Below are 21,707 nucleotides of genomic sequence, written 5' to 3'. Positions count from 1 at the left end.
AAGCACTTAGTATTTATGCTGAGTGCTTTTTTATTAATGTTTTGGGGAAAGAATGATAATCCAAGTAAACGACAAAAGGCAGGAAAAGCAGTTTCTAGATGTTCCTAAAAAAATATATAAAGATGATAGCAACTGGATTTGTCCATTAGATAACGACATACGCCAAATTTTCGATCCTCAAAAGAACAATTTTCATAAGCACGGAGAATGTGCGCGATGGTTATTGCTTAAAGATAATCAACCCATTGGAAGAATTGCGGCTTTCATCAACCATGAGAAGGCCTATAAATCAGAATGTCCCATAGGCGGTATCGGCTTTTTCGAATGTATTGATAACCAAGATGCAGCTGGTAAATTATTTGATACTGCAAAGAAGTGGCTAGCAGACAGAGGGATGAGGGGCATGGATGGTCCGATTAATTTTGGCGAGAATGATAACTTTTGGGGCTTATTAGTAGAAGGATTTACCCAGCCTTCCTATGGCATGAATTATCATAAGCCCTATTATCTAAACCTTTTTCTCAGTTATGGCTTCAAAACCATATATGAACAGATTACAAACTATTTAGAAGTTAATAAGCCATTTCCTGAACGTTTTACTCGGATTGCTAATTGGGTGATGGAAAAACCGGGTTATACCTTTAAACATTTCGAGAAAAACAACCTACAAGTTTTCGCAAAAGACTTCATGGAAATTTACAATGATGCCTGGGAAAACTTCGAAAATTTTCAGCCTATTAAAATGGAAACGATCCTCGAATCGTTCAAGAAAATGAAACTGATTCTAGACGAACGTTTAATTTGGTTTGCCTACATCAATAATGAACCTGTCTCATTTATTTTGATATTACCGGATGCCAACCAATTGATTAAAGACTTCAAAGGTAAAATGAATTGGCTAAACGGCATTCGATTTTTATTGAACAGACGTAAAGTAAACAGGATGAGAGCAATTGTGATGGGAACGAAAAAAAATTATCAAAAGCATGGACTTGAATCCGCTCTTTTCATAAAGCTGAAGGAATATGTCCTTCCTCTCAAGAAGTATAAAGAACTGGAACTTTCATGGGTTGGCGATTTCAACAAGGAAATGCTGGCTATCCATAAAGCTACCGGAGCCCAATTTGGAAAGAAACACGCTACATTACGATATGTGTTTTAACATAAGCACGTTTCCATCACTTAGCATAAAGCTTTCTTAATTCCTCGTAAAGTTCGATTACCTTCTTTTGTAATTCGATTACTTCGTTATTTCTTTCCTGCAACTTCTTATTGGCTGCTTCTAAGTCAGAGTTATATTTCTTTTGCTCATCAGCATCATTGAAATTCAAAAGCTGCACCACTGTCATGTCAAAAAGTTTGGCAATTTGTTGAAGCCTTGAAAGATTAATATCGGTTATACCGGTTTCAATTTTAGAAAAAGCAGGAATAGATATGTCTAATCTTTTAGCAACATCCTCTTGGCTCCACCCATTTTGATGTCTTAATAACCTTATTTTTTTTCCTAAAGATTTCATTCGTAAAAAATTTGTTTTTTAATGGCCTCATGACTGTCCCGGTAGGTAGAGTTCCGCACATGATCAAAATGAGTTATTATCACCATCTTTTTAATTTTCATTAATCATGTAGACATTTCATTCGACTATTATTTTCACGTGTGTTAGCTTGACCCATAGACAAAGAGTATACAAGAAGAAGTAGGTATTAACCAATTGTAGCACTTACTATATCAAATATATATATAATTTTAAAATTAAAAAACTTATCTGATAAGTTAACTAGATTTATACCGCCAAAATTCCCTGAACTCATGAATAGCACATTTTTACCTTGAGGATCCAATTGGCTGATATACGCTTCTAGACTCTGTGCATCGTTAAAATATATTATATCGTCTCTATTAAAGGCTTTCTTTATAGTTAACGCTTCGATTGGTTTAATATTTTTTTGTCTGAAAGAATTTTGATCAATAAATACGATGGCTTCATCGGCCTGTTTCATTGTATCAAAATATTCTTGTAAAAACTCCTCATTTAAGCTACTAAACGTATGTAGCTCGATAATCGCTACTAACTTACTATTCGGATATTGCTCTTTTACTGCATCTATGGACGCTCTAACTTTTGAAGGCGAATGTGCAAAGTCTTTGTAAACAACGCTTCCGGCATAATCCGCAACATACTCCAGTCTCCTTGCTGCACCCTTAAAACTACCAATCGCCTGATAAAAATCTTCTCTACTGATTCCTAACCACTCACAAACAGTAAAAGCGCCTGCCAAATTAGAAAGATTATGCTTTCCAAATATTTGTAAAGCGATCTCCCCTTTGGAAGTTTTAAGATAACTTACTCCCTTATTAATGGTAAACTCAGGCAGCTTATACCCATGTTTATTGATATTAGAATTGTTATTAGAAACCAGATTCTGCACTTCCTTATCATCTTTATTATATACGAGCGTACCCTTTTCTTCTATGCTTTCGATAAAGAGCTTAAATTGTTCGACATATTCCTGATAAGTTGGGAATACATTAATGTGGTCCCAAGCTATACCACTTATCAGAGCTATATTTGCGTGATAAAGTAAGAACTTAGGTCGTCTATCAATAGCTGATGCCAAGTATTCGTCTCCCTCAATAATGATTAACGGCGCATCCTTTGTGATCTTAACCATCGTTTCGAAGCCCTCCAGTTTAGCCCCAACGACATAATCAAACGATCTTCCTAACTCCTTGAGAACGTGCATAATCATCGAGGTGATCGTAGTTTTTCCGTGGCTACCTCCTACAACGACCCGTGTCTTGTCTTTAGCCTGTTCGTAAATGTATGCAGGGTAGGAATAAATTTGTAAACCTAATTCCTGAGCCCTGACAAGCTCCGGGTTATCTGCTTTAGCGTGCATACCCAACACTACAGCATTAATGTCTTCCGTAATCCTTTCAGGATGCCAGCCTAATTGTTCAGGCATTAACCCATTCTTTGTCAGATTAGTTCTTGAGGGCTCGTATATGAAGTCGTCGGAACCACTCACCAGATAGCCTTTATTTGCTAATGCTATGGCCAAATTATGCATAACACTTCCGCCAATAGCTATAAAATGGACACGCATGTTATTTTCTTTTATGGTTTTGTTCAAATTTTGCGACAACCCAATGATCTTTCACTTTTTTCTCCAAAAATTTCAGATTCAGTTTAATAGCAGCTTCTTCCAGTTGTCGTAGATCGTCTCCTTCGTAAAAACCACTAAGAAGAAGCTGACCATGGGGTTTTAAAACCGCAGAATAGGTCGGCAACTGATCGAGCAATATATTTCTATTGATATTGGCAAGAATCAAATCATATGGTTCTTGCGGAATTACTTCCTTTGATCCACAGTATATCTTTATAGCGGGGACCTGGTTTAGCTCAATATTTTCTTTTACACTTTCATAGCAAACGGGATCGTAATCAATTGCCACCACCTCCTCTGCACCTATTTTGGCAGCCAAAATCGCGAGTATACCGGTACCACATCCCATATCAAGTACACGCTTTCCTGCTACATGGCTATCCAATAAATACTCCATCATGAGTGATGTCGTTTGGTGATGCCCTGTACCAAAAGCCATCTTCGGATCTATAATAATCTCATATTCAAAATCGGGTTTAGGTGCGTGAAAGGTAGCACGAACATAACAGCGCTTATCAACCGTGATTGGCTCAAAGTTGCTTTCCCAAACTGCATTCCAATTTTTCGGACTAATCTCCTGAACGCTATAAGATACTTGAAAGTTTTCCGGCAAGGTAAGTAGTAAATGCTCAATAGCAGCCAGGTCCAATGAAGCACTAGCGATATACGCTTTAAATCCTGAGAGCGTATCCTCAAATGTATCAAATCCAAGAGCGGCTAGGTCATTAATAAACAGGTCCTGTTGCCACTCTTCACCTCCCACACAAACAAAAGTAAGTTCACTATAGTCCATATTATCGAAAAAAAAAGGTCTCCACATTTGATCAATCGGAAACCTCTTTGAAATGATAGAATTAGTTAAAAACCTTTACTATATCAGTAAAGTCTCTTGATTTTAATGAGGCACCGCCAATTAAGCCACCATCGATGTCAGGTTGTGAAAATAAATCCGGAGCATTTTTGGGATTACAGCTTCCCCCGTATAGCACACTGGTTTCATCCGCTACAGCTGCACCATATTTTGCTTCAATCTGCTTTCTAATGAAAGCGTGTACTTCCTGTGCTTGCTCCGGGCTTGCAGTCAATCCGGTACCAATTGCCCAAACCGGCTCATAAGCTAGGATTATTTTAGAAAAGTCGCTTGCCGACAGATGGAAAACACCTTTCTCTAATTGCGTTTTGATAACATCAAAAAAATCACCGGATTCGCGCTCTTCTCTTGTTTCGCCTATACAAAAAATCGGGATCAGGCCATGTGTAAGTGCTATATTTACTTTCTGTGCCAGTAACTCGTCAGATTCGCCGAAATAAGCCCTTCTTTCAGAATGCCCTAATATTACATACTCCGCGCCCGTCGAGCGTACTTGCTTTGCTGATATTTCCCCTGTGTATGCACCTGCATCTTCCTGATGTATATTCTGAGCACCCACAGACACATTTTCACTCTCTTTTGCTAAAGAAGCAATACTATGTAAATGGATAAAAGGACTGCAAACAATTATTTGCTGATTACCAATAACCTCATCTTTTACCATGTTAGCCACTTCTGAAAACAGGCTTATTCCTTCTTGGTAATCCATGTTCATCTTCCAATTACCGGCAACAATTTTTTTTCGCATGATTGATTAAATTTTGTTATTTCTTTGTTTTATTGTTATCTCAAAAACCTTACGTAAGATGGATGCTTCAATAGGGTCAAATTTACAATTACGCCTAGCAAAAACCAACTCTGCGGTCTCAAACATTTTCTCTAATTCATAAACACCTGCATTTTCTCCCACGCCCCAAGAGAAATCGGGCACAAAGGTAGGTGGCACTTCGCCTCCAAAAATACTTGCAGCAACGCCAACTACTGTTCCGGTATTGAAAGCTGTATTAATAGCGCACTTTGCATGATCCGCCATTATCAATCCACAAAACTGCAAACCCGTGTTGCGGTAAGCATCCGTTCCGTAATGATATAGTTTTACGTTCTTATAGTTATTTTTTAAGTTTGAATTATTGGTATCTGCGCCCCAATTACACCACTCGCCCATAACACCACTGCCAAAGTATCCTTCATGTCCTTTGGATGAATTTCCCCAAATCAAACACGTATTTAATTCTCCCCCAACACGGCAACCCGGGCCAACAGTTACATTGCTGTATATCTTGGTACCTAATTTAACCTGCGAATTTTCTCCTAAAGAAAAAGGTCCACGAATCAAAGCCCCTTCCCATATCTCACTATTTCTCCCGATATAGACGGGTCCTTTCAGCGTGTTTATGGTACAACATTCAGCCGATGCACCTTCCTCCAGGAAAATGGCGTCACCCAGCAACTTAACTGTTGAACTTATATTTGCAGAAGTTCTTCCCTTGGTTAATAGGTTAAAATCTTTTATTATTTCCGCTCCATTTTGTAAAAAGATATCCTCCGGATAACGGATAGCAGTATAAGCCTGCCTATAAACAACCGGTTTATAAGCAGCAAAGTCATTGACGCAAGCTTCAGCTAAAGCTCTTATATCTGTTTTCGCGGCTATAAATTGTTTGTTTTCAATTAACTTTTCACCTACTTTAAGCCCATCAAGTGCGGCACATAACGTTGCATCGGGGCAAATACCTCCATTAATGATCAAGACATCTCCCACTGTTATTGATAAAGGATATTTCAGTTGCAGATAGTCGGCGCTGAGATACGAAACCGATACGTTCATCCACCTCGTCCATTTTTCAGCAATAGTTAACGTTCCGACTCGGAAATCACCTATAGGTCTGGTTAAGCTTAAGGATAGAGATTAACGCGTTGTTCAGGATTATCATATAAAACAATGTGCATAAATTCAAAAATTAGTGGTTTGGTGCTCCGCTAGTATAGGGCTAAAAATAAAAAAAGTCCCGATAAAATACCGAGACTCTGTTTTATTATTAAACCGATTTTACTTTTTATTGTAACGGTTACGGAACTTATCAATACGTCCTGCAGTATCGACCAATTTCATCTTACCAGTATAAAATGGGTGCGAAGTGTGGGAGATTTCTAGTTTTACCAAAGGATATTCCTGACCATCTTCCCATTGGATAGTCTCTTTCGTGTCGATACAAGACTTAGTTATAAAGGCATAGTCGTTTGACATGTCCTTAAACACCACTAGTCTGTAGTTTGATGGATGCAAATCTTTCTTCATTATGATAACCGTTTACTAACATCTTGCCCCTTTGTCATTTTACAGTCGTGGTAAATAATATCAAGGGTTAACGATGTATATATTTTTAATTGTTAATTTCGTTTAAGGCTGCAAAGATAGTTATTAAAACAAATCAAACAAAATATATCGACTAATTTTTCCACATTACTAAAAATCAGCCGCTATTTTTCTTTTCCACGCAATGAGCAGTTTGGTCATCCTACTGTATCGTTTTAAGCCCTCAGGCTGATTGTTTAGCTGCAGATATTCATTATAAAACTTGGAACTGGCATGGGTTAAAACACCATCGAACCGCCGCCAGTAAGCTTCTTCTTCCTTTGCATCATTCAATACAGCGGGATCAATCAATTTCAACATATTGAAATATGCATCTCTATCCTGAAAGGCGAGCTGGTTAAGCAACATAAAGACGGCATTATAATAGGCTGCGTATTGAAATAGCAGATCCTTGCTTTCAGTACACAATATAAATCCGATTAAATTAGCTTCGTCTTCAAAGCCAATACCGGCCTGATGACCAAGCTCATGGCAGGCTGTAAAGGGTTTTGAAAAGATCGGCATTGAGGTGTTTACTTGTGCTTCCTGAGTAAAAGGATTGAAATATCCCGCCACACCGGTATAATTTACTTGAAGATTTGTAATGGGACTTTTAATTGTTGGCAGATAACTAAAAATGTAGGGTTGGAGCGTACTATTGCTTGCTATAAGATTTTGAGCTTTTAGAAAAATTGCTTCGTTTGATATTTGCAGATCGGTTTCTTTCAATTGTTTCCTAAAAGAATTGGCCCTTTCGATACATAAAGCAGTAACTTCTAAAAGCTCACAAGATTCTCCGATTTCCATTTGCAGTCCCATCCTTTTTTCAAGCGGTAATCTGAAATAATTCATTCCCCAGAAAAGATAAAAGCAGACCATTAAAACAAAAACCATGTTTAGAGCCTTTAAAGCACGTACAAGAGCTGTCGAATAATTTTTTCGAAAAAGGTTGACAACTATTGTGATCAAAAAGACGAGAAAGACCAAAATGCCGAGAAGGTACAAGCAATCGCCTAAGCTAAAAGGAATCCATGCCGTTATAGATTGTCCGACAATAGCAAATACCGGGAACAGCTTCCCACTGTAGAATCGCTCTACGAGGCTATTATACGTTGATAGCCACCAAAAAAGAACCAGCACGGCAACGAGCACTGTACTTCGCCGAATTTGCTGAACGACTTTTTCCCCCATTCTTAAAACGCGCTAATTAGCTCTCTTGGTCAAAGTAGAGCTTATAAAAATGCTTGCCTCTTTCTTCATCAAAACCTTTCTCAATATATTCCCGTTTGCCGTGGATATAGACATGAAAATTTTTATCTAACTTTAAGATAGATTTGAAAATCTTCGATTCCTTTTTAACTGCTTGACCGGAAATTTCGAAACCGTCTCCTATTGTTAGGTCGTGCATCTCTTCAAAGTTTGCTTTATAATCTCTGAACATTGTGATAGCTGCCGGATTACCTAGTACTTCTTCTGTAAACTCATCTAGCTGAAAGACTTCCTTTTCTTTAAAATACGCGGCCGAACGGTTTAACAGATCAATCTTGTCTGCCTTTTCCATTTCAAAGGCTTCTTCTAATTTCTCGTTTACAAAAGCTTTACAAACTTGCATTAGATTACCTGTCTGATGAAAACTGTCATTTCTGACAGTTACTTGCATGAAGTCATCTTTCCAATAGACCGCCTCATTTTGTCGATTCGTTTGGTCTACCGCCAACACTTTGTAACCTTCTTCTTTTTCTGTATCAACAATTAAACAACCTTTATCCAATTTGTGTATGTTGATGGCTTCTTCTTCGTAATCTACTTTAAAAGCGCCATGCTCCGGATACACTTTTAAATAGGTTTCTTTCGTCTCCGATTTAAAGATGCCAACACCTCGAAGTCTCTCTCCTTCCAGCTGTACGTCTTCGAACTGCACGACATAGACCTCTCCTGCTTTTATTTTCGGATGGCTGGAAGACTCGTACAGATGCTTGGTAACCTGCTGGCTCATTGAATGAAAGTCGAGCTCCCCTTCAAAGAATAGGTGCACAAAATGATAAAGTTCATTCAGCTCCCGTTCACCGCTATTATGGCTCAATCGATACACTTCATTCACTTTCTCGAAAGGCGTTAGAAAATATTGCATTAACAGTTTCTGCAATAGCTCGTCCTGAAGAGTTAACGGTTGTTCCGAAAGAATGTAATGCTCATCTAAGGCCTTATTTCCTACACGATGGATAGATAGTTGCGTTAAAGAAGCTTCAAAGAATGATAACATAGTTTTTTGATAAGACGAGGACAAAAATAGTATTATTCTTTTTTCAAGAAGAAACGATGCATAAATAACAGCTGATAAGCTATGCTGTTCGACCAATATTCCCAATTATGGGCACCAGGTCTCGTTATATAGTCGTGTTCTATATTTCTATCCATCATTTTCTTATGAAGCTGTTCATTAACGGTATAAAAAAAATCAGCCGTTCCACAGTCGATAATAATAGCCAACTTATCAGGCATTAGCAGATGTAGTAAATTAGTAACGGTATGTTCTTCCCACGATTCGGGATGTTCCGACAGAGCCCCTAATCGTTTTGATAAATCCCAATTAGCAGGAAACGGCCGAATGTCAACGCCACCTGACATACTTCCTGCCGCACCAAATAAATCTTGGTGTCTGAATGCTAAATAAAGCGCCCCGTGCCCGCCCATGCTTAGCCCTGTAATTGCTCTGCCATTACGAGATCTTACCGTCTTATACTTCTGATCGATAAAGGGTATTAATTCCTTCACGATATAAGTTTCATACTTGAATTGCGGGTCAATTGGACTATCTAGGTACCAGCTGCTGAAACCACCATCCGGGCAAACAATGATGTATTGATAATTATCCGCTAGTTCTTGAATAGCCGGTACTTTTGTCACCCAGTCAGCGTAATTGCCACTGTATCCATGAAGCAAGTAGACAACGGGCAGCGCCTTTTCTCCATTATATACTCGTGGTGTTATAACAACTGCTTTGATCGTTTTCTTCATTGATTCACTTGTAGTAAGAACCGTATCAACTTTCGCAGCATAGGCTGTGAAGACAAGAAAACAAAAACTTAAGGATAAGAATATTCTATGCATATGTGATAATTTTAATATAATTTATCGATAGCCGCTTTAAAGGTATTGCAATGAGCGTCAACAATATCTTTAATATGTGTGGAGTATCCACCTCCCATACTGACCTGTACAGGTACTCCGAAACGCCTACAATATTCAAAAACGATTTCATCTCTTGTCTTGCATCCCGGTTTACTTAGCGATAGCCAACCTAATTTGTCTGTCTCCAGAACGTCCACCCCTGCCAAATAAAATACGAACTCAGGCTTCACCTGATTAAATAAGGCTTCTAAGTTCTTTTCAAGAATCCCTAAGTACTCTTCATCTCCCACACCCTCCGGTAAACCGATATCCAAATCGGAATGCTCTTTTCTAAACGGAAAATTACGTTGACAATGCATTGAAAAAGTAAAAACGCGTTGCTCACTTTTAAATATATCAGCCGTTCCATTTCCTTGATGCACGTCCAAATCTATTATCAATATTTTTTTCGCCTTCTTTTGCGATAAAAGATAATGAGCTCCAATAGCCTGATCGTTCAATAAGCAAAAGCCTTCTCCCCAATTGCTTCCGGCATGATGAGTACCACCGGCTATATTGAACGCAATTCCATCTTGTAACGCATGGTCGCAACACTCAATAGTCCCCTGAACAATACTGATTTCCCTATATACCAGCAGCTTACTTAAAGAAAAACCTGTTCGCCTTATCTCTTTTGTGGAGAGATTGAGGTTTTTAAGTTTCTCCCAATAAGTGATTTGATGGGCCAACGTAATATAATGTTCGTCTACCTCATGAGGCCTAAAAAAAGCGTTTGGAAGTACGGTCCCCTCATATACAAGCTGTTCAGGTATTAATTCATATTTCAACATCGGAAAACGATGTCCGACAGGCACAGGATGAACATACAGTGGATCAAATGCAATCTTCAGCACTTTAATTTAATTGACAAACTTAAAAAGCACTAAAATAGTAAAATCGGTGAACTACAAAATAATTGGATCAGAATCTTACTTTCTGCTTAAAAAAGTACGCTTCTGTGTGTTGGAATAATTTAGAATGCTTCGTATAATAGCCAATAGTATAAGAATAATCCCGAACGCGCCTACATAAATTAACGAATGAAAATAAGGATCTGCCTCTTCAAATCGTTTCATTAAAATCCCGTATATGCCCCATATAATAATCAGCCCGTAAAATATGTTGTGCTTAAAATAGACAGTAACCGTTCCTAATACAGCTGCTGTCAGCAATAGAGCATAACTTACGTAAAGATCTACTGCCGGATTTGCTAGCCATCCTAAAGAAACCAACCATGCCGCAAAATTGGCTAAACAAGCAATCGTTATCCAGCCAAAATAGATACTCAAGGGTAATTGGGTAATAAAAAGTGAAAGTTTTCCCTTTTGGGGAATCAGCAATTGAAGGCGTTTGGCCATATAGTATAAAGTAAAAAGCTGAACCAGTAATAATACAAGTGATAACCCTGGTATATCGTTTAACCAAGTATATACCCAGGTTGCAATAGCCAGTTGATTGATGCTAAAAGAAAAGCCAATTTGGAAAACCTCTTGATTCGTTACAAATTGTTGCTGTTCCGAAAAAGCTTTTATCAAATGAACGATCAACATGAGGAACAGAGCGGTATAAATGACAGACCAAATAGAGAAAGTGAACGCGGCCGGTGTTATTCCGGATTCATATTTAGCAGACATTTCGCCCATCGTGTATCCACCGATGTCTCGTGTTTGGCCTAACATGGATATTAGAAATGCGAAGCAATAACTAATGAAATTAATAATCGCCAACTGCCTAATGTAACGCATAACAAAGAGTCTTTTATACGCTAACAAACAGACCCGTAGAAAGTTCAAATGGCTTACGGTAAAAGGGCAAGTAATTGTATCAGGTATCTCTCGTCTATTTCATCAAAATCAGCCAATCGTTCACTATCAATATCAAGCACACCGATAACATCCCCACCCTGTCGCCTTACAGGCAATACAATTTCTGATTTTGAATAGGAACTACAGGCGATATGGCCGGGAAACTGATCTACGTCAGGTATAATCAATACACGGTTCTCTTTCCAAGCTGTGCCGCAAACACCCTTACCCATTTGTATACGTGTGCACGCTACCGGCCCTTGAAATGGTCCCAACACTAATTCATTATTTTTAATTAGGTAAAAGCCGACCCAAAAAAAATTGAATTGTGCTTTAAGTGCCGCGGCCATATTTGCCAAATTGGCTATTAAATCTTGTTCGCCTTCTAGCAAGGCCTCTACCTGTGGTAACAAAGATTGATATTGACTCTCTTTTGTGCCTTTCGCTATAACTAAATCTTCTGCCATGTTTGTTTTTGCTTTCTTTTCGGCACGAAATTATTTATTTTATGCTGCTTTCCCTAGAGAGGACTGCTATCTAAAAGCAATATTTATCTTAGCCCCCGTTATATTCTCAATCATTGGTTTAAAAATAATAGAAGCATTTTCTTTCGTCTTACCTAAAACATTCATCTCCTGCGCATTTTTCAGCAAGCGCTGCTCCGCCAATTGATAAATACCTTCAACTAGATTCTGCGTATCACCCGGTAACCACGCTCCCGAGATATCATAAACTTTGGATCGCTTATGATCCAAACGCACATAACAGATCTCGGGTTCAGGCAAATAGATAGTTACCGAATCCGAGCCATTTCTAATAATATCTTCTTTCTTTACTTTTCTCAAGTCTATACAACCGGCCACCTCTCCTACCGCTATGAAAAGCACACGCTGATCGGGAAAAAAATAACGTAATTCTTTTCGTTCAAGGACATCCTTCATTGAATATTTAACCAGCTCTAATTTGCCAATATCGGTAATGCGCTCAACCATTACATCGTCCGCCACCTGTACTTTTGAAGGTCCCAGATCAAATTTGTAATAGATAAACCACCCCGATACTAAAAGTACCGCAATTAGCAACAAAATAACGATAGTAGAAATTGTTTTCCTCAACATACTTTTTAATGCTTGAACAATTGTTAACCTAAAAGGTTTAATAACGCATTAGCAATCATATCTCTTGTGACTATAGGATTGCATTATCCCGCCGCCATACGGTTTATAACTTATCTAGCTCTGTAAAACCGTTTTAGTAAAAAAGAAAAATGAATAAATCTACAAGCGCAATTTCTTTCTTAGCATATTTATCACTAATATTGAATTCTATATAACTTCAGAAAGCTAAACAAGACTACACTATAAATCGGATGAAAAGAAGAGCAGCAATCAAAAGCCTTTTTATCATAGCAGGAGGTATTGCTATTTTACCGTCCTGTTCGGGAGAGGCTGGAAAAGCATCCATTCAGTTGAACAACTTGGATATCAATGCTAAGCAAGAGGATCTGTTAGCTGAGATTACAGAAACAATACTTCCTAAAACAGAAACTTTCGGATCCAAAGAGCTGAATTTACATCTCTTTGTGTTAAAGATGGTGGATGATTGCCACAATAAAGTGGATCGAGATAGCTTTGTCAAAGGACTTGATCGCATAGATATCCTGGCAAAAGAAAAATTTTCAAAAGAATTTACAGTATTATCAGCTCAACAACGCACACAGTTATTACAATACATAGCAAGTAGTGAAAAGGAAACCGATGAACAACGTTTTTACGATATTACAAAAAAACGAACAATTCAGGGTTTCTTAAACTCTCAATATGTAATGAAAGATCTGAAGCAATATGAACTGATTCCCGGGAGATATAATGGGTATGCCAAAGTAGAAGAATCAACTGATAAATTAAGCTAAAGGAAGTACAAATGTCAAACATAAATATTGATAGCATAAAGGAACGTACATTTGATGCTATTGTTATCGGCTCCGGAATCAGCGGGGGCTGGTCAGCCAAAGAATTAACGGAAAAAGGGTTAAAAACGCTGGTGTTAGAACGTGGAAAAGATGTCAAACATGTGGTAGATTACCCCACCACCAACATGTATCCTTATGAATTTGAACACCGGGGCGAGGTTCCTTTAGCAATCCAAGAAGCGGCACCTATCGTAAATAGATGTTATGCTTTTCGAGAGGATGCTATGCATTTTTTCGTAAAAGATAACGAGCACCCATATGTACAGGAAAAACCTTTTGATTGGATTCGAGGCTATCAGGTGGGCGGAAAATCTCTTTTGTGGGCACGACAAACGCAACGGTGGTCCGACTATGATTTTGAAGGCCCTGCTAGAGACGGTTTCGCAGTAGACTGGCCAATCCGATACAAAGATCTAGCGCCATGGTATAGCTATGTCGAAAAATTTGCCGGCATTTCCGGAAATCGAGATGGTCTAAAAGAGCTACCGGATGGTGAATTTCTTCCTGCCTATCCACTAAATGCCGTTGAGGATTATTTTAAGGGTGTCTTACAAAAGAAATATCGCGGCCGACATGTTATCAGTGCACGTTGTGCGCACTTGTCTAAACCCAACCCCATCCATATAGAACAAGGTCGGGTACAATGCCAAAACCGGGTTCTTTGCCAACGTGGATGTCCGTTCGGCGGTTATTTTAGCAGTAATGCTTCCACGCTTCCATGGGCACAAAAAACTGGGAACCTAACATTACGGCCATTCTCAGTCGCCCATTCCATCATTTATGATGAAGAGAAAGGTAAAGCAATAGGGGTCAAAGTTATCGATGCGAACACAAAAGAGGAAATAGATTATTTTGCAAAGATCATTTTTGTGAATGCAGCCGCCCTAAATACAAACCTTATTCTCCTAAATTCGACGTCAAACCGCTTTCCAAATGGTTTAGGTAATGACAGTGGCCTATTGGGAAAATATGTAGCCTTTCATAACTACAGCGCAAGGATCAGTGCCGAATACGATGGAATGAAAGAATATAAAACAGATGGGAGAAATCCAGCCGGTGGTGGCTATATTCCTAGATTTAGGAATGTTCATAAGCAGGAAACGGATTTTATTAGAGGATATGCAGCAGGATTTTCCGCTTACCGGTCACCTAACCGCGATATGTCGGGTTTAGGAGTAGATCTTAAGGAACAACTATTAAACGCTAAACCGGGCCCTTGGCGTGTTGGGTCTCATATGATGGCTGAAACCATTCCGAAAGAATCAAATTATGTAGCTTTAGACAGTGATAAAAAGGACGCGTGGGGCATTCCGCTGCTTAAAATAGCTGTTGATTATGATGAAAATGATGCAAAAATGAAAGCGGATTACATTGAGCAAATGACCGAAATGTTTACTACCGCCGGTTTCACCAATATACAAGCAAATACAGCCGGACAAGCGCCTGGCTTAGATATCCATGAAATGGGTGGAGTACGGATGGGAAGAGACCCCAAGACTTCTTTGCTCAATAAATGGAATCAGCTTCACCATTGCAAAAATGTTTTTGTTACAGATGGAGCGTGCATGACTTCCACATCTACTCAGAACCCATCGCTTACCTACATGGCTTTCTCAGCTAGAGCGGTTGATTTTGCTGTTAATGAAATGAAAAAAATAACCTGTAAAAAAATTTGTTGGGGCACGTCGCCTTATATTGCAGCGCTTCTGCCCTAACAGATCATCTCTCCTCCATTGGCTACTTTTAAACCTTCCTGAAAACTTTCTGTCATAGTACTAAAGAAAATAATTTCGTAAGGTTAAAAAAGCAGACGATGAAAACACTGAATAATATACGCATATTACTTTTTTCCCTTAGCTTTATATTTATTGTTGGCTTTGGTAAAAAAGTAAATGCACAACCTGGAATAACTGTATCATTCCAGCAGTTTTACGACGAACTTTCGCCCTATGGAGAATGGATCGATGATCCTGACTACGGATATATATGGGTACCGAATGTCGATCCCGATTTCCAACCTTATGCAACCAACGGCAGATGGGTAATGACGGATTATGGTAATACCTGGGTATCTAATTATGATTGGGGCTGGGCACCATTTCACTATGGAAGATGGAACTATAATAGACGATTTGGATGGTGCTGGGTACCTGGTTATGAATGGGGGCCCGCATGGGTAAGTTGGCGATCAGGAGGTGGTTACTATGGCTGGGCTCCCTTAGGCCCCGGTGTAAGCATCGGTATAAACATTAACATTCCCTCTTCATACTGGATTTTTGTTCCGCAACGCTATATCTTAAGTACTTCCATACACCGCTATTACGCCCCGAGAAGAACCGTTGTAAACGTTTATAACAGAACAACGATCATTAACAATACCTATGTATATAATAATCACCGATATTATTCCGGTCCAAGAAGAAGTGATATTCAACGCATCACGCGATCTTCTGTACCGGTACATCGTATAAGTAACGCAAGTAGACCAGGGTCAGGAAGAATAACAGGTCGGTCGCTGGAAATCTATCGACCAAATGTAAGTAGAAGCAATCAGGCAAGACCAGCTAGGATAACTTCCGCTGACAACATTCGGTCGAGTGCAAATAGATCGAATGATAGAAAGACCGATAACTTTAGGGGCGGATCAACGACTAGGCCATCTAGTCGAAACGGAAATATAGCAAATCGGGCATCGGGTCGTATAGAGAGAAGTCCATATATTAACGGAAATGAGAAGACCGAAAGACCAAATCGTTCGAGCGTTGGGCCGTCAAGAAATCCTAGTAGCGAAACTCGGATAAGGGAAAATCGCTCGCGCATACAAGAGGCGCCAAATAACATAGAACGACCTGGAAGAGTGAGAAGCAGTGCCGGCAGTGCCCGATCTAACGGAGACAATGCACCAGGTGTAAGGCGTTCTGAAAGACAACAGCACACACGACCAAGTGGTCCTTCCAGAATGCCAAGAAATGAGCAACCACGGATCCAGAGGAGTGAACAACCGCGATCGAACGCTCCCTCAAGGAGTGAAAGGCCTTCTAGAGGCCAAGATCGCCCGGAAAGAATTTCAAGAAATATCAGAGGATAAAAAACAGAAGGCCCGAATACCGGGCCTTCCTATTTAGGGTTTAAATCGTTCAAGTATACGTTTGCCGGTTTTAACCTCAATACCTTTTAGCTCAATATATTTAACGTCAGGCTTCCAAAAAGTTCCGCCATCACCGATTCGGATAAATATTCTCTCAAGTACGGATTCCTTACCATCAATATTTGCGTAGACACGATAGCTTCCTTTTGCGTCCTTCTTTAATTTCAGTGGTAACTTGCTATATGCAACGGAACGAACGTCATAACTACCATCGTTCAATTTTTTCGTATTAATACCGTAAGCAAATTTTCGCTGAATAAAATTTAATTCCTTTCGTATGCCCCCTTCCGGATAACGGATCCAAAAAGCATGAATCGGGCTACCTAAATCGAGTCGACCACCTTTATCCACATTTAACGCATAACAAATGGTATTTGTGTTGGGGTCCCGCTGTATATAAAACAGCAAATGTTCCACATCCTTAGGTATAGGAAATGAATCGATATAAGCATGCGTATCTTCATATGCTGCCGTAGAAGCATAAGTATTGGGCGAGTATGTTGCCAGCCCAACACCCAAAAGAAGTGCATAAAACAATGATTTAACTATATTTATATTCATAAAGACATTTATCTGATCTGGTTATTAGGAGGCATTTTTTTAAAAATCCAATAACGCTGCAATGTGTAGTTAAAACCAATCGACACTAAGATATCTACTAACCCCCGGCTCATCCTATAATCAATTTGCCCAATCTCGGTAACCAAAAAGGTGCCGGATGATTTCAACAGAATACTTCCACCTACCATCGAAGCAAACTTTAACAGTTGGATAAGTATTCCCTCATTTCTTGCCCTTGTTTCTTTTCCACTAAATGTCCAGTTTCGGTTGACTGTAAAATTAACAAGAGCGCCTATTATCCCACCAATAACAATCGAAATAGTATAATGTATGTACAATAATTCCGTACATAAAATCATCGCTCCATAATCGACCAAACCACCTAAAAAAGCCGAAAACTGAGCCTTAGCAAAGGTACAGAGACTACTTTTCCTTAACATTAGGGGAAGTGCTTTTTACCGCCCGTTCTGCTATATCACGGGTATCACCCAAACGCAGTAATTTTCTGGTATCAACGAGGTTAACAATAAATAAAATGACAACCACGAGAGCCGAAAACACGTTAACAGCTCCTGCATACAACACTTCCAAAAGAAAGATTAGGCTAATAATTCCTCTAATTTCCGTGGGCCCAACGGTACCTGCATCGATGGTATATTTATCCGTAATTTTATAGCGCAGTTGTGTTATAATCATCGCCCACCCATATAAGGCTACGAAAAAATAGGATAAAAGCTCATAGCCTTCTCCTAAATAAATAATAAAACCAAGCCCCATAATAACGGTATTGATCCAATCCATTATAATATCCAACGAGAATCCATACCATTTTCTCGGAATGTTACGATAATAAGCAATTCGGCCATCGAGTGAATCTCCAAACCAATTGACGAACAAACCGAGAACTCCTAATAAAAGATAAGAACGATCGAGGTAACTTGCAAGTACAAAACCTCCCAAAACCATTACCCCTCCAAGGAACCCAATACCAGTCAGTATATTAGGTGTTATAAAATTCGGGATCTTCGTAACTAAATAAGAGATCGCACGTTGCTCAACACTTCTTAGAAGGTTAGTACGCTTTCTATCTTTAAAAAGACTCGCTTTTTTTCGATTTTCTTCTTGCACCTGATCATGCTTTTTTCCAAGCATGTCATCAGTCGTTTTATTTCCTTTCATAAGTTCATATCAATCACACAATGCTCAAAAGCATTCATGAACGGCTGTTTTTAACAGTTGCAGGAAGTCGCTTAGCTATTTCGCCTTTTTTCTTTTTTCAAAATTAGAACCGAAAATGAAATCCCATAACGGAGAACTTACGCCATATCCTTTGTCGGCATCCTGGTAATGGTGCAGCATGTGGTGCTGTTTTATTCGTTTCATAATGCCGCTTTTGAAATTATAATGATGCATGGCATAGTGACCAATATCATAAAAAAGATATCCGACAATAAACCCGGGAAAAAACGCAGCCATCTGAATATTACTAAAGAACAACGTAAACAAGTAATATAGGGCCAAAGCAAGCGGAATACTAACGGATGGTGGCATTACCAATCTTAATTTATCCATCGGATAGTCATGATGCACACCATGAAAGATGAAATGCAGCCGTTCCATGATTTTTCCCTTAGGGGGCAAATGAAAAACGAAGCGGTGCATTACATACTCTGTAAATGTCCAAACAAATAGGCCGATAGCAAAATATCCTAAGTAAAATCCAATAGATACATTATAAGTCGCAAATGCTTTCCAAGAGAAATAAACAATAACCGGCACAAATAATATCAAAGGCACCGTAAAATGCACCTTTGTTAGCGGTTCAAGCAAGTTGCTCTTAAACATCCTTACTGATTCCTGCGAGTTAGAAACATAATTCTTTGCCATGATAATTCGCTTGATAATATAACTTATCGGTTCGTGTAAGAGCCGACAAGAATAGACAAAAATAAACAAAAAAGCGTCGTAAAACGATTAAAAATCAAATTTAACCCGCGCTCGTATACCCCATTCGGAAACATTTGGGTTTTCCAAATATGTAAATCTTCTAATTAAATCGACTCGAACCAATTTAAAGATATTAGCGATGCCGACACTTCCTTCAATATAAGGTTTACTTCCTAAGGTATACGTAATAGGTAAGCCGTTTTCATCCATTGAAAATTTATACACTGAATTGTTATAGTTCGGATTGTTTTCATTTCTTAAACCGCCCCACAACCCTTTAAAGCTGACTACCTCGCGCCACTTCAAGCGCTTAAGTAACGGAATCTTATTGAAAATAAAACCATTAAGATAATACTGTACATTAACAGCCGCATAATGATCACTCACAAACTCAAGGAAATTCATTAAGTTATAAGAATTCAATTGGTACGCATACGTCTGATTCGCCCGATGAATAGCTAAGAGCGGAAAAGGAATGTTCTCACCAAAAATATATCCACCTTCCAATGTGACATCAGAATAACCAAATTGCGATAAATAAACTCGTTTAAAGATATTGGCACTAAAGTTATGATAGTCATTAGTACTATTGAAAACGTTCTTTAAGCCCATATTATATCGCAGTGTGAATATTGGATATTTATTGAATATAGGGATACGATAAACCTTACCTTGATAGAATTGTTCGTTTGGAGCATAACGAAGCTCGACATTTACTTCCGATGATGTCAGTTCATTCACATTAACTAGATTGCCATTAGCATCTTCGCGCTGATAAATCAACACGCCCGCGGGGCGTTGACGCCAATGTGTAAAGCCGACTTTATAGGAAAATCTGCTTGGCAGCTCATGTACATATTCGAACTTTGCAATATCATTATAAAGCCATCTATTATTATCACCCCGTTTGAATGAGAGTAAGAAATTGTCTTCCTGGACAAATTGCAACTCCTGTCCCGGAATTTTGGTATCGTGTTGATAGCTCGCTTTGAAATAATGTAATGGAAAGGAATATACCGACTTGTTATTAAGTGAGTAAGTGGCACTCAAAAAATATTTCCATTTTTTATCCCGGAAACCGTAAGCGCCGTAAGTTTCAAAGAACATCCTTTTACTAAGATCCGTGGTAGTCCGACCGCCCAAGCGTAAACGGAACCCTTCCACCGGATTAAAGCTATAAAAGGTGCTTGCCGGTCCCATTTCAAACTTACCAAATGACTTATACCCTGCTAATAGCACGGTTCCCCAATCCATAATACGCCGAAACGACTTAATCGTTTGAAGGGTATCCACATTCTTGTATATACCGACTTCACGTAATTCAAGAGGCATATGGCGTACGCCTTTCCAATACTCTTCTGTAGTTTTCACCTCCGGATTATAGGCAATTTCTTCATCCGGGCCTTTGTAAATACTATCCGGTTGTGACTGCCCGATTAAATATTTTTGAAAAGATACAGTTCGCTCCCCTAATATACCACCTCCTTTATCTCCCAAAGCGAATTCCATTGTAAGTGTGCTTTTACTTAAATGATACCGACCGTCAGGATTTTTGCTATATTCAAGTTTTGCCTGTAAATCCCGCATAAAGTTTAGATTGATATCTTTATTTACCGTCAGGTAGGCATTCTGTACGGCATAATTACCATCTAACGTGATAAATAATTTCCCTTCAAACAACATATCTGCTTTATTGCGGGGCACGAAACTCAACTCGACTAACCATGGCTTTTCCGTTTTTACAGTATCGCTGATAAAGAACTTATAAAAAGTAGGGGAATTATTTGCGATAGGACTCAAAAACAAATTGGTTGTGATAGAAATATCGTTATCGTAAATATTGATATCCTCGTACAATCGATGCAGATAATTACTTACCCCATCATTATCAATAAAATGTGGGTCGAACTCTGCTTTCTTATCGGCAAGAATATACCGCTTTTTCTTATAAGGATTTTTACGGAAATAAATGTTTGACAATTTCTCTTCCATATAAGCAGGAAGCACGTTTTTCCCCCCAATGGCGTTAGAATCTTGCTCTGCGAATAAAAATTGATAATTTCTAAATATACGTTTTTCTTTAAATTTATCAGACAGATTACTTAATGCCATTGATAGTTTGCTGTATTCCTCAAATTGAACGAAATCATAATTTTCCATTTGATTCTCCTTCTTATGAGCGATTACCTGTCTTATCAGTTCAACTGCCGGATTATTTTTATTTCTATACCTACCTTTCTTGCCGGTAACAACCACTTCATTTAGCATTCTGGCATCCACTTTCATCTGGACATTTACGACTTGGTCCTCTCCTGGTTTAATATCTTTCTCTACCGTAACGTATCCTATATACGCAAATCTAAGTTTCGAATAATTACCGTCTATCTTGATACTAAAATGGCCTTCATCGTCAGCTGAAGTTCCAATCGTGGTTCCAGGTATTAAAATACTTACATAAGGAAGTGTTTCTTTTGTTGCAGCATCAGTTATCACACCGCGTACGATAGTCGTTTGCGCATGAACCTGCCAGCCAAGTAACACGAAAAAAAACAATAAACAAAAACGGGTATATTTTTTGTGGATCTTTGCGATATTTACTTTCACTTCTTAATTCAATTAGTTTAGATGTGTAACACCTAATTTACACTGCAAAATAAAGGATTTCATTTAAGACTATTGTGGTCAAAAAGTCAAAAATTGGAGCCTTC

General features: G+C 38.7%; 22 protein-coding genes. 4 read left to right on the top strand and 18 right to left on the bottom strand.

What is annotated here, in order from left to right; translation table 11 throughout:
• Positions 1 to 52: 52 nt before the first annotated feature.
• Positions 53 to 1,162, top strand: a complete 1,110-nt coding sequence (locus QT327_RS11200; RefSeq protein WP_013666314.1) for a hypothetical protein — start codon at positions 53 to 55, stop codon at positions 1,160 to 1,162.
• Positions 1,163 to 1,178: 16 nt separating this feature from the next.
• Here the strand turns inward: QT327_RS11200 and QT327_RS11195 are convergent, their stop codons facing one another.
• The 13 genes from QT327_RS11195 to QT327_RS11135 form a co-directional block, all read right to left on the bottom strand.
• Positions 1,179 to 1,517, bottom strand: coding sequence for a helix-turn-helix domain-containing protein (locus QT327_RS11195; RefSeq protein WP_013666313.1), 339 nt, complete (start codon positions 1,515 to 1,517; stop codon positions 1,179 to 1,181).
• A gap of 187 nt (positions 1,518 to 1,704) precedes the next feature.
• Complete coding sequence (locus QT327_RS11190; RefSeq protein ID WP_289552919.1) at positions 1,705 to 3,108, bottom strand: UDP-N-acetylmuramate--L-alanine ligase; 1,404 nt, start codon at positions 3,106 to 3,108, stop codon at positions 1,705 to 1,707.
• Position 3,109: 1 nt separating this feature from the next.
• Positions 3,110 to 3,961: a 50S ribosomal protein L11 methyltransferase gene (gene prmA, locus QT327_RS11185; protein ID WP_289552918.1), complete on the bottom strand. Its 852-nt coding sequence runs from the start codon at positions 3,959 to 3,961 to the stop codon at positions 3,110 to 3,112.
• Between the two features lie 61 nt (positions 3,962 to 4,022).
• On the bottom strand, positions 4,023 to 4,787 hold the full coding sequence (tpiA, locus tag QT327_RS11180) for a triose-phosphate isomerase (RefSeq protein ID WP_013666310.1): 765 nt from the start codon (positions 4,785 to 4,787) through the stop codon (positions 4,023 to 4,025).
• A gap of 6 nt (positions 4,788 to 4,793) precedes the next feature.
• Positions 4,794 to 5,891 (bottom strand): putative sugar nucleotidyl transferase, encoded by a 1,098-nt coding sequence (locus QT327_RS11175; protein WP_289554426.1) that lies wholly within the window; start codon positions 5,889 to 5,891, stop codon positions 4,794 to 4,796.
• 198 nt (positions 5,892 to 6,089) lie between these two features.
• The gene (locus tag QT327_RS11170; protein WP_013666308.1) at positions 6,090 to 6,338 is read right to left on the bottom strand and encodes a type B 50S ribosomal protein L31; all 249 of its coding nucleotides are present in this window, start codon (positions 6,336 to 6,338) and stop codon (positions 6,090 to 6,092) included.
• Positions 6,339 to 6,506: 168 nt separating this feature from the next.
• Complete coding sequence (locus QT327_RS11165) at positions 6,507 to 7,586, bottom strand: DUF3810 domain-containing protein (protein ID WP_013666307.1); 1,080 nt, start codon at positions 7,584 to 7,586, stop codon at positions 6,507 to 6,509.
• 16 nt (positions 7,587 to 7,602) lie between these two features.
• On the bottom strand, positions 7,603 to 8,658 hold the full coding sequence (locus tag QT327_RS11160; RefSeq protein WP_289552917.1) for a nucleoid-associated protein: 1,056 nt from the start codon (positions 8,656 to 8,658) through the stop codon (positions 7,603 to 7,605).
• A 32-nt stretch (positions 8,659 to 8,690) separates the two neighbouring features.
• Positions 8,691 to 9,506: an alpha/beta hydrolase gene (locus tag QT327_RS11155; RefSeq protein ID WP_013666305.1), complete on the bottom strand. Its 816-nt coding sequence runs from the start codon at positions 9,504 to 9,506 to the stop codon at positions 8,691 to 8,693.
• 11 nt (positions 9,507 to 9,517) lie between these two features.
• Positions 9,518 to 10,420, bottom strand: a complete 903-nt coding sequence (locus QT327_RS11150) for a histone deacetylase family protein (RefSeq protein ID WP_130857371.1) — start codon at positions 10,418 to 10,420, stop codon at positions 9,518 to 9,520.
• 75 nt (positions 10,421 to 10,495) lie between these two features.
• Positions 10,496 to 11,311 carry a TspO-related membrane protein gene (locus QT327_RS11145; RefSeq protein ID WP_130857370.1) on the bottom strand — a complete coding sequence of 272 codons (816 nt, stop codon included), beginning with the start codon at positions 11,309 to 11,311 and terminating at the stop codon, positions 10,496 to 10,498.
• Between the two features lie 53 nt (positions 11,312 to 11,364).
• Complete coding sequence (msrC, locus tag QT327_RS11140) at positions 11,365 to 11,838, bottom strand: free L-methionine (R)-S-oxide reductase MsrC (RefSeq protein WP_289552914.1); 474 nt, start codon at positions 11,836 to 11,838, stop codon at positions 11,365 to 11,367.
• Between the two features lie 66 nt (positions 11,839 to 11,904).
• The gene (locus QT327_RS11135; protein WP_130857368.1) at positions 11,905 to 12,489 is read right to left on the bottom strand and encodes a DUF4230 domain-containing protein; all 585 of its coding nucleotides are present in this window, start codon (positions 12,487 to 12,489) and stop codon (positions 11,905 to 11,907) included.
• A gap of 251 nt (positions 12,490 to 12,740) precedes the next feature.
• Here QT327_RS11135 and QT327_RS11130 point away from each other — a divergent pair, with 251 nt between their 5' ends.
• From QT327_RS11130 to QT327_RS11120, 3 genes are all read left to right on the top strand, one after another.
• A complete protein-coding gene (locus QT327_RS11130; protein ID WP_013666301.1) occupies positions 12,741 to 13,283 on the top strand; it encodes a gluconate 2-dehydrogenase subunit 3 family protein in 543 nt (180 codons plus the stop codon).
• 11 nt (positions 13,284 to 13,294) lie between these two features.
• On the top strand, positions 13,295 to 15,058 hold the full coding sequence (locus tag QT327_RS11125; protein ID WP_289552913.1) for a GMC oxidoreductase: 1,764 nt from the start codon (positions 13,295 to 13,297) through the stop codon (positions 15,056 to 15,058).
• Positions 15,059 to 15,156: 98 nt separating this feature from the next.
• Positions 15,157 to 16,431: a DUF6600 domain-containing protein gene (locus tag QT327_RS11120; RefSeq protein WP_130857366.1), complete on the top strand. Its 1,275-nt coding sequence runs from the start codon at positions 15,157 to 15,159 to the stop codon at positions 16,429 to 16,431.
• 33 nt (positions 16,432 to 16,464) lie between these two features.
• Here QT327_RS11120 and QT327_RS11115 read toward each other — a convergent pair whose 3' ends face one another.
• The 5 genes from QT327_RS11115 to QT327_RS11095 form a co-directional block, all read right to left on the bottom strand.
• Complete coding sequence (locus tag QT327_RS11115) at positions 16,465 to 17,052, bottom strand: DUF4833 domain-containing protein (RefSeq protein WP_130857365.1); 588 nt, start codon at positions 17,050 to 17,052, stop codon at positions 16,465 to 16,467.
• 8 nt (positions 17,053 to 17,060) lie between these two features.
• Positions 17,061 to 17,492: a GtrA family protein gene (locus QT327_RS11110; protein WP_289552912.1), complete on the bottom strand. Its 432-nt coding sequence runs from the start codon at positions 17,490 to 17,492 to the stop codon at positions 17,061 to 17,063.
• The gene (locus tag QT327_RS11105; protein WP_341273590.1) at positions 17,476 to 18,231 is read right to left on the bottom strand and encodes a CDP-alcohol phosphatidyltransferase family protein; all 756 of its coding nucleotides are present in this window, start codon (positions 18,229 to 18,231) and stop codon (positions 17,476 to 17,478) included. Before QT327_RS11105 ends, QT327_RS11110 begins: the two co-directional genes overlap by 17 nt.
• Positions 18,232 to 18,306: 75 nt before the next feature.
• Positions 18,307 to 18,939: a sterol desaturase family protein gene (locus QT327_RS11100; RefSeq protein ID WP_013666295.1), complete on the bottom strand. Its 633-nt coding sequence runs from the start codon at positions 18,937 to 18,939 to the stop codon at positions 18,307 to 18,309.
• 87 nt (positions 18,940 to 19,026) lie between these two features.
• The gene (locus QT327_RS11095; RefSeq protein ID WP_130857363.1) at positions 19,027 to 21,603 is read right to left on the bottom strand and encodes a DUF5686 and carboxypeptidase-like regulatory domain-containing protein; all 2,577 of its coding nucleotides are present in this window, start codon (positions 21,601 to 21,603) and stop codon (positions 19,027 to 19,029) included.
• Positions 21,604 to 21,707 lie beyond the last annotated feature (104 nt).

Source organism: Olivibacter sp. 47, assembly GCF_030372825.1.
GTDB lineage: Bacteria > Bacteroidota > Bacteroidia > Sphingobacteriales > Sphingobacteriaceae > Olivibacter > Olivibacter oleidegradans.
This window is presented reverse-complemented; position numbering and strand designations above follow the sequence as displayed.